Below are 8,624 nucleotides of genomic sequence, written 5' to 3' on the forward strand. Positions count from 1 at the left end.
TCGCGCTGGAGCACGGCCTGATCGTCCCGCGCGAGCCGGGGCGCCTGACCGTCGAGGTGCCGGCGGGCGAGATCGGCATCACTTATATCCGCGAAGGCGACAAGGTGACCTCGGTCACTTTGCGCAATGTTCCCTCATTCGTTGCCGCGCGAGGTGTTTCGGTGGACGTTCGCGGCTTCGGGACGCTCAGCATCGACATCGCCTATGGCGGCAATTTCTACGGCATCATCGAGCCGCAGGGCGAATATCGCGGCCTCGACGATCTCGGCGCGGCGCGGATCGTCGAACTCAGCCGCACGATCCGCGCGAAGCTGCGCGAGACGATCACCCCGGTCCACCCGCTCGACGACCGGATCAGCGGCGTCACCCATTTGCTCTGGGCCGACGTGCCGAAAAGCGACGGCGCCGACGGGCGCAACGCGGTCTTCTACGGCGAGCGGGCGATCGACCGCAGCCCGTGCGGCACCGGCACCTCAGCCCGCTTGGCCCATCTCGCCGCCAAAGGCGTGCTGAAGGTCGGCGACACGTTCGTCCACGAATCCTATATCGGCAGCCGCTTCGTCGGCCGGGTGGAGGCCCAGACCGAGGTCGGCGGCGTGCCGGCGATCATCCCGTCAATCACCGGCTCCGCTTTCGCGACCGGCTTCAACACGATCTGGATCGACAGCGACGATCCATTCCACGCGGGCTTTTCGGTCACATGAGCGCCGCGCTCGCCGAGCGGCTTCGCGAGCGCATCCTCTCCGGCGCCGCCGGGCCGGGCCAGCCGATCCGCCAGGACACGCTGGCCGCCGAGCTGGGAGTCAGCAAGATCCCGCTGCGCGAGGCGCTCGCCCGGCTGGAGGAGGAAGGGCTGCTGCGATCGGAAGTCAATCGCGGCTGGTTCGTGACGCCGCTGACCGCCGCCGAGGCGCGCGAGGTCTATGCGCTGCGCCTCACGCTGGAGCCGGGCAGCGCGGCCCGCGCCGCTGCCCGCGCCTCGATGCGCGAACAGGCACAGGCCATCATCGCGCTGGAAGAGCTCGAGGCCGCGATGGCCGGCCACGGCGACGTCGGCGCGTTGAACCGCGCCTTCCACCTCGCTTTGGTCCGCCCCGCCGGCCAGCCGCTCACCTTCGACATCGTCCAGCGGCTGCACGTCATATCGGAGCGCTATGTCCGCAAGCATCTCGAGCCTCAGGGACGGGACGCGCGGGCCCATGACGAGCACCGTGCGTTGGTCGAAGCCTGGCTGGCGCGCGACGAGAAAGCCGTGACGAGGCTGCTGCTTGCGCATATCGGTCAGACGCTCGACGATCTGGAAGGCCAGCTCGACGGACAGAAAGAGGGGGATTGATGGCGCTTTCGTTCTGGGGACCGTTGAAGCCGATCCATGCCGAGGACACGCTCGCCGAGCATCATCGCCTGAGGAAATCGCTCTCCTGGCCGCATCTGATCGCCTTGGGCGTCGGCGCGATCGTCGGCACCGGCATCTACACCTTGACCGGCGTCGGCGCCGATCGCGCCGGCCCGGCCGTGATCCTCGCCTTCCTGGTCGCCGGCCTGGTCTGCGCCTGCGCGGCGCTCGCTTATGCCGAGCTCGCCACTTTGATCCCGACCTCCGGGAGCGCCTATACCTACACCTATTCGGTGGCGGGCGAGACGCTCGCCTGGATCATCGGCTGGAGCCTGATCCTCGAATATTCGGTCGCCTGCAGCGCGGTCGCGGTCGGCTGGGCCGGCTACCTGGTCGGCTGGCTGCAATCGATCGGCGTCTTTTTGCCCGCGGCGCTGCTCGCCGGTCCCCATGCCGGCGGCGTCATCAACCTCCCCGCCGTGCTGGTGGCGCTCGCGGTCTGCGGCATGCTGATCGCCGGCACCCGCGAGAGCGCGACGCTGAACATCGTCCTCGTCGCGATCAAGCTGACCGCGCTCGCCGTCTTCGTCGTGCTCGCGCTCCCCGCCTTCAGCGGCGCCAACTTCACGCCCTTCATGCCCTACGGCTTCGGCAGCACCGTCGACGCCGAGGGAACGACCCGCGGCGTGATGGCCGCCGCCGCGATCGTCTTCTTCGCCTTCTACGGCTTCGATGCGGTCGCGACCTCGGCCGAAGAAGCGAAGAATCCCGGCCGCGACCTCACCATCGGCATCATCGGCTCGATGGCGGTGTGCACGCTCATCTATATGCTGGTCGCGCTCGCCGCGGTCGGCGCGCTCGACTACCGCCTGCTCGCCGATTCGCCGGAGCCGCTGGCCCTCGTCCTGCGCACGCTCGATCAGCCTTTCGCCGCCTGGGCCGTGGCCCTCGCCGCCCTGATCGCCCTGCCGTCGGTGATCCTGGTGATGATGTACGGCCAGAGCCGCATCTTCTTCGTCATGGCGCGGGACGGGCTGCTGCCGCGCGCCTTCGCCAGGGTCAGCCCGCGCAGCGGCACGCCGACCCTGATGACCGCGGTGACCGGCGTCGCGGTTGCCGCCGTCGCCGGCTTCTTCCCGCTCAACGAGATCGCCGAGCTGGCGAATGCCGGCACGCTCGCCGCCTTCATCGCGGTCGGCGCCTGCGTGATGGCCCTGCGCCGGACGCGGCCCGATCTGCCGCGCGTCTTCCGCTGCCCCGCGCCTTATGTCGTCGGCACGCTCACCATCATCGGCTGCCTCTATCTGCTGTGGAGCTTGCCGATGGGGACGCTGATCCGTTTCGTCGTCTGGAACGCGATCGGGCTGGCGGTCTATTTTGCCTACAGCCGCTCGCGCAGCCTCGCCGCCCAGAACCATCCCGTCACCGGAATCTGACCAGGAGCCCGTTCATGCCCGCCCGCCGCGCTCTCCTCCTTCTCGCCCTGCTGGCCACCACGCCCGCCTTCGCCCAGGCGCCGCAGCCGGCCCAGACGATGCCCCAGACCGCGGCCGCGCCGACCAGCGCCGACCAGCGCCTGCGCCGGCTCTACGAGGCGGAGTGGGCCTGGCGGCGGCAGCAGGACGGACGGGTCGAGGGCCGCGGACCGGGCGCGCTCGCCGATCACTGGCCACGCGTCGATCCGGCGACGCAGCGCGAGCGGCTCGCTTATTGGGAGAACGCGCTGCGCGAGCTGAACGCGATTCCCGTCGACCAGCTTTCAGGCGAGGAGCGGATCAACGCGGCCGTGTTCCGCACCACCCTGCTCGAACAGATCGGCGACGTCCGGTTCCGCACCTATGAGGCGCCGTTCAACTCGGACAGCTTCTTCTGGACCTATCTCGCGCCGCAATCCGGTTTCGCCAATGCGGAGGAATATCGCCGCTTCATCGGCCGGCTGCGCGACCTGCCACGCTATTTCGGCGAGCACACCGCCAACATGCGCGCCGGCCTCGCGCGCGGCTTCTCGGTGCCGCGCGTGACCTTGAACGGCCGCGACGCGACGATCGTGCCATTCACCGCCGACGGCGAGGCGAACCCGCTCTACGCCCCCTTCCGCCGCATGCCGTCCTCGATCCCGGCCGAGGAGCAGACGCGGCTGCGCGCCGACGGGATGGCGGCGCTGCGCGAGGCGGCGATCCCGGCCTATCGCGACCTGCTGCGCTTCTTCCGCGAGGACTATATGACGCGCGCGCGGACGACGATCGGCGCTTCGGAAATGCCGGATGGCGCGCGTTACTATCAGGAGCAGATCCGCCGCTTCTCGACCACCGACCTCACGGCGCGCCAGATCCACGACATGGGTCTGGCCGAGGTCGCCCGCATCCGGGCCGAGATGGAAACGACCATGCGCCGGGCGAACTTCACCGGCAGCTTCGCCGAGTTCATCCACTTCCTGCGCACCGATCCGCAATTCTACGCCCAGACGCCGGAGCAATTGATGGGCGTCGCCTCCTATGTCGTCGCCCGCGCCAACGGCCAGCTGGGCGAGACGATCGGCACCCTGCCCCGCTTCCGCCACGGCATCGTGCCCGTCCCCGACGAGATCGCGCCGATCTACACCGGCGGCCGCGGCGGGCTCGAGAATTGTATGTTCAATACCTACAACCTCCCCGCCCGGCCGCTCTACAATATCCCCGCGCTTGCCCTGCACGAATGCACGCCGGGCCACAGCTTCCAGGCGGCGCTGGCGCTGGAGGGGCCGAACCGGCCGGAGTTCCGCCAGCAGACCTATTTCTCCGGTTATGGCGAGGGCTGGGGCCTCTATGTCGAATGGCTCGGCACGATCATGGGCATCTACCGCACGCCTTATGAGGATTTCGGCCGGCTGACCTACGAGATGTGGCGCGCGACCCGGCTGGTGATCGACACCGGCCTCCACGCCTACGGCTGGAGCCGCGAGAGGGCGCTCGCTTACCTGCGCGACAACACCGCCATGTCGGAGCTGGAGATCGTCAACGAGATCGACCGCTACATTTCCTGGCCCGGCCAGGCGGTCGCCTACAAGCTCGGCCAGATGACGATCCTGCGGCTGAGGCGCGAAGCCGAGCGACGGCTCGGCTCCCGCTTCGACCAGCGCACCTTCCACGACGCGATCCTGCACCTGGGCTCTGTGCCGCTCAACGTGCTGGAGGAGCAGATGGAGGCCTATATCGTCCGCCAGGAGCAGGCGGCGCAGCAGCCGCAGACGACGGCCCGCCAGCCTTAGGGCGTGCGCCTTCCATCCTCGCGGGCCGCCAGCACGAACTAGGGCGTATCGAGGTTCGGCCTTCTATGTCCTCTCCCCGGCGGGGAGAGGGTAGGGAGAGGGGGTCGGGCGTCAGCGATGATTCTCGAAATCAGAACCCATTGAGTCCCCATTTCCTCAAGGATTACCGTGCGTGACGCGGGGACACGCAATAGCATGTCCCCGCTCCGGGTCGCTCGCAGATCAGGCGGCGACCTCGACCCGTGCCAGCGCGCACTGGCTCCAGATTTCGCTGAGCGCGCCGACCAGCTTGTCGATGTCCGCCTCGCTGTGCACTGGCGACGGCGTGATCCGGAGGCGTTCCGTGCCCCGCGCCACGGTCGGATAGTTGATCGGCTGGACGTAGATGCCGTGCGTGTCGAGCAACCAGTCCGAGATCATCTTGGCATGGTGCGGGTCGCCGACCATCACCGGGATGATGTGACTCGGATTGTCGAGCATCGGGATGCCGATCGCTTTCAGCCGCGCCCGCACCGTCGCCACCCGGTCGCGATGCGCCTCGCGCTCGACCCGGCTTTCCTTAAGGTGGCGCACGGAAGCGCAGGCGCCGGCCGCAAGCGCCGGCGGCAGAGCGGTGGTGAAGATGAAGCCGGAGGCGAAGCTGCGGATGAAATCGCAAAGCGCGGCGGAACCGGCGATATAGCCGCCCATCACGCCGAACGCCTTGCCGAGCGTGCCCTCGATCACCGTGATCCGGTCCATCAGGCCACGCTCTTCGGCGACGCCGCCGCCGCGCGGGCCGTAAAGGCCGACGGCGTGGACCTCGTCGATATAGCTCATCGCCTTGTGCTTCTCGCAGACGTCGAGGATCTCCCCGATCGGTGCGATGTCGCCGTCCATCGAATAGACGCTCTCGAACGCGACCAGCTTCGCCCGCCCCGGCTCCACCAGCGACAACAGCCGGTCAAGGTCTTCCGGATCGTTATGCCTGAACACGTGACGCTCGGCGCGGCTGTGGCGGATGCCCTCGATCATCGAGGCGTGGTTGCCGGCGTCCGAGAAAACCGCGCAATCGGGCAGCTTCGCCGCCAGCGTCCCCAGCGCCGCCCAGTTCGAGACATAGCCCGAGGTGAACAGCAAGGCCGATTCCTTGCCGTGCAGATCGGCCAGCTCGCGCTCCAGCAGCACGTGGCTATGGGTGGTGCCGGAAATGTTGCGAGTGCCGCCCGCGCCGGCGCCGCAGGCGTCCAGCGTCTCGTGCATCGCGGCGAGCACCTTGGGATGCTGGCCCATGCCGAGATAGTCGTTCGAGCACCAGACGGTGACGTCGCCGGTGCCGCCATGCGCGTAGCGTGTCGCATGCGGGAACTGGCCGGCCTTGCGCTCGAGCTCGGCGAAGATGCGATAGCGCCCTTCGGCGCGCAACGCATCCAGCGCGTCCTTGAACAAGGCCTCGTAATTCACTTGCGGACTCTCCCCAGTCACCGCCGCTGTCGCGCTTTTGCGCCGAAATGTCCAGATTTGCCGGCGAAATTCAGTCGTGCAGAGTGGCGAGATAGGCGATCAGGTCGGCGCGGCGCCGCGGATCGCCAATGCCGGCGAAAGCCATCGTCGTCCCCGGCACCACGCGGCGCGGATTTTCGAGATACTGGAACAGCTTCTCCGGCGTCCAGATGATGCCGGCGTTCCGGTTGGCCGGCGAATAGTTGAAGCCGGGCACCCCGCCCGACTGGCGGCCGACGACGCCATGCAGCGTCGGCCCGAGCCGGTTCGCCCCGGCTTCGACCGCGTGGCAGGACTGGCATTGCAGGAAGACGCGCTGACCGGCGGCCGCGTCGCCGCTGAACTGGGCAAGAGTCGCGCCGGTCATTGTGTCGACATTGTTCGCCGCCGGTGGTGGAGCCTCCGGCGCGCCGGCCGTGGCGACATTGCCGGCAGGCGGCGAGCTCCCGCCTGAGCAGGCCGCGACAAGCAGGGTCAGGCCGAAAACGACAGGCCCGCGCAAGTGCGACATGGTTCCTCCTAGAAGCGCAGCCCGAGCGTCGCCCGGGCGGCATGGTCGCGGGCGTTGGCGGCGACGACACCGGAATAGCCGATCGACAGCGTGATCGTGCGGCCGAACTCGAAGGTCGCGTCCAAATTGCCGGTGAGCGCGAAACGGTCGGCCGCCGCGGAGCGGATATCGAACGCCTGATTTGGCGAGGCGTCGAGCGAAATCAGCGAGAAGATCATCCGGTCGCCGGACAGATGGCGGACGCCGAGCCCGCCGTCGAGCCGGAGGCTGGTGCTCGCGCCGATTGGAATCACGGTGCCGCCGCGCAGCCCGAAGATGAGAGTGGTGAGGTCGTCCTCCTCCGCCGCGACCCGCACCCGCGAGGCGCCGCCGGTCTCGCTGAAGCCGTCGAACTCGACCCTCGTGTGGCTGGCCAGGAAATAGGTTTCGAGGTGGGTCGAGGCGCCGACCTGGAAGCGGTACGCGATCTCGGCGAAGCCCTGCAGCGCCTCGCCGTCCGTCTCGCCGCTCAGCGTCTCGGCGAAGCCGGTGAATGCGGCGACGCGCCGGCCGCTCAGCTCGAGCGACGAATAAGTACCGCCCGCCCGGATGCGCAGGTCGCCGAGGTCCAGCCCGCCATAGACGCCGCCGCCGGTCCGCTCGATGTCGGCATTGCTGCCGCGCGCATCGACATTGATGTCGGTCGTCAGGTGATGGCCGAGCAGCCCGACCCGCCAGGCGCCGCCGTCCATCGTGCCGCCGCCATCCATGCCGACGACGAAGCCCTGCTGGTCGCGCTCGTAGCGGGCGGCGTTGCCGTCCGTGTCGCCGCTGCCCCAGGCGCCGACGGCGTGACCCCAGGCGCCGAAGCTCTCGCCAAAGCCCATATCCTGGGTGAGGCGCAGCCGGCTCAGCGTCGCCTCGCGCACCAGCCGATCGTCGTCGAGCGCGGCACGAACCGAGGTGGCGTAAATCTCGCCGGAAAGCTGGTCCGCGCCGTTGAGGAAGGCGGTCCGCGGCGTCAGGTTGTAGAGCGCGATCAGCGGCTGCGGGTCGTAGCCCGCCGCCACCGCCGCATCGATCCGGGTCAAGGTGCTGCGCTGGTTCGGCGTGCCGTCCGGCCCGGCGATGCCCAGCAGCTGGGCCGGCGCCAGCAGCAGCTGGACCTGGGTCGGGGTGTAGACGATCCGCGGCGCATAGGCCTGGCCGAACGTGTTGAGGCCGGTCTCGGTGCCGAACGTGCCGGTGCGGCCGAGATCGGCCTGGAGCAGGACGTAGACCGAGTTGAAGCGATAGACGCCCGCTGTGCCGGCTACCGCGATCGTGCCGGCGAGCTGGGCGGTGCCGTTGCCGAGCAAGAGGTCGCTGCCGGCCGGCTGGACCTGCGCGGCGAAGGCGGAGCCGGCGAGGAACTGAATGTTGCCGTTGACACCGAGCGTGCCGAAGCCGCCGGCGCCGGGGGCGACCGTGCCGCCGCTCTGCGCGACGATGCCGCCGACGACGCTGGTGCCGGACAGGGTGCTGCCGTTGCCGACGGTCACGCTCGAGCGGTTGAGCAGATTATTGACCCTAAGCTCGCCGCCGAGGATGCGTGTCTGGCCGGTCAGGAAGGTATTGTTTCCGGTGTAGGTCAGCAATCCGGCGCCGGTTTTCTCGACCAGTCCAGCCCCGGCCATCCGGCCGGCGAACGTGCCGGTCGTCGTCTGTGCGAATTCGAGCGTTGCGTCGTTCTGAATAAGGCCCTGCAGCGACAGCGAGTCGCCGCGCAGCCGGCCGGCGGAGATCAGCGTGCCGTTGGTATAGGCATTGGCGCCGGTCAGAGTCGTCGTGCCGGTGCCCGCCTGCACGAACAGGCCGGCGCCGTCGATGATGCCGGAGAGCGTCAGGGCGTCGCTGCGATTGACGATCAGGACGCCGTTGACCTCGATGCGGCCGACGATCGATCCGCTGGTCCCGCCATTGCCGAGCTGCAGCACGCCACCGGAGATCAACGTCCCGTCGGCATAGGTGTTGTTGCCGGTCAGGATCAGGGTGCCGGTGCCGACCTTGGCCAGCCGGCCGTTGCCGGA

7 protein-coding genes are annotated in these 8,624 nt (G+C 68.8%); 4 read left to right on the forward strand and 3 right to left on the reverse strand.

The genetic code is table 11. From position 1 onward, the window contains the following. From ACT4N3_RS13325 to ACT4N3_RS13340, 4 genes are all read left to right on the forward strand, one after another. Positions 1–704 (forward strand): proline racemase family protein (locus ACT4N3_RS13325; protein WP_444855713.1); only part of this gene is annotated, 704 nt, incomplete at its 5' end. Further along, positions 701–1,336 (forward strand): GntR family transcriptional regulator, encoded by a 636-nt coding sequence (locus tag ACT4N3_RS13330; RefSeq protein WP_444855714.1) that lies wholly within the window; start codon positions 701–703, stop codon positions 1,334–1,336. The genes ACT4N3_RS13325 and ACT4N3_RS13330, both read left to right, overlap by 4 nt. Continuing rightward, complete coding sequence (locus ACT4N3_RS13335) at positions 1,336–2,772, forward strand: amino acid permease (protein ID WP_444855715.1); 1,437 nt, start codon at positions 1,336–1,338, stop codon at positions 2,770–2,772. The genes ACT4N3_RS13330 and ACT4N3_RS13335 overlap by 1 nt, the downstream gene beginning before the upstream one ends. A gap of 14 nt (positions 2,773–2,786) precedes the next feature. After that, positions 2,787–4,583: a DUF885 domain-containing protein gene (locus ACT4N3_RS13340; protein ID WP_444855716.1), complete on the forward strand. Its 1,797-nt coding sequence runs from the start codon at positions 2,787–2,789 to the stop codon at positions 4,581–4,583. Positions 4,584–4,805: 222 nt separating this feature from the next. Here the strand turns inward: ACT4N3_RS13340 and hemA are convergent, their stop codons facing one another. The 3 genes from hemA to ACT4N3_RS13355 form a co-directional block, all read right to left on the reverse strand. After that, entirely contained in the window at positions 4,806–6,026 is a 1,221-nt protein-coding gene (gene hemA / locus ACT4N3_RS13345) for a 5-aminolevulinate synthase (protein WP_444855717.1), read from the reverse strand. A 70-nt stretch (positions 6,027–6,096) separates the two neighbouring features. Then, complete coding sequence (locus ACT4N3_RS13350; RefSeq protein ID WP_444855718.1) at positions 6,097–6,576, reverse strand: c-type cytochrome; 480 nt, start codon at positions 6,574–6,576, stop codon at positions 6,097–6,099. 8 nt (positions 6,577–6,584) lie between these two features. Further along, a partial coding sequence (locus ACT4N3_RS13355) for an autotransporter outer membrane beta-barrel domain-containing protein (RefSeq protein WP_444855719.1) occupies positions 6,585–8,624 on the reverse strand: 2,040 nt, incomplete at its 5' end.

Source organism: Sphingosinicella sp. (assembly GCF_052388015.1).
In the GTDB taxonomy this organism is placed as follows: Bacteria; Pseudomonadota; Alphaproteobacteria; order Sphingomonadales; family Sphingomonadaceae; genus Allosphingosinicella.

Excerpts from the sequence above, each read along its gene's own strand:
- ACT4N3_RS13350 (WP_444855718.1), bottom strand. The coding sequence starts at position 6,576 with ATGTCGCACTTGCGCGGGCCTGTCGTTTTCGGCCTGACCCTGCTTGTC.
- ACT4N3_RS13335 (WP_444855715.1), top strand. The coding sequence starts at position 1,336 with ATGGCGCTTTCGTTCTGGGGACCGTTGAAGCCGATCCATGCCGAGGAC.
- ACT4N3_RS13340 (WP_444855716.1), top strand. The coding sequence starts at position 2,787 with ATGCCCGCCCGCCGCGCTCTCCTCCTTCTCGCCCTGCTGGCCACCACG.
- ACT4N3_RS13330 (WP_444855714.1), top strand. The coding sequence starts at position 701 with ATGAGCGCCGCGCTCGCCGAGCGGCTTCGCGAGCGCATCCTCTCCGGC.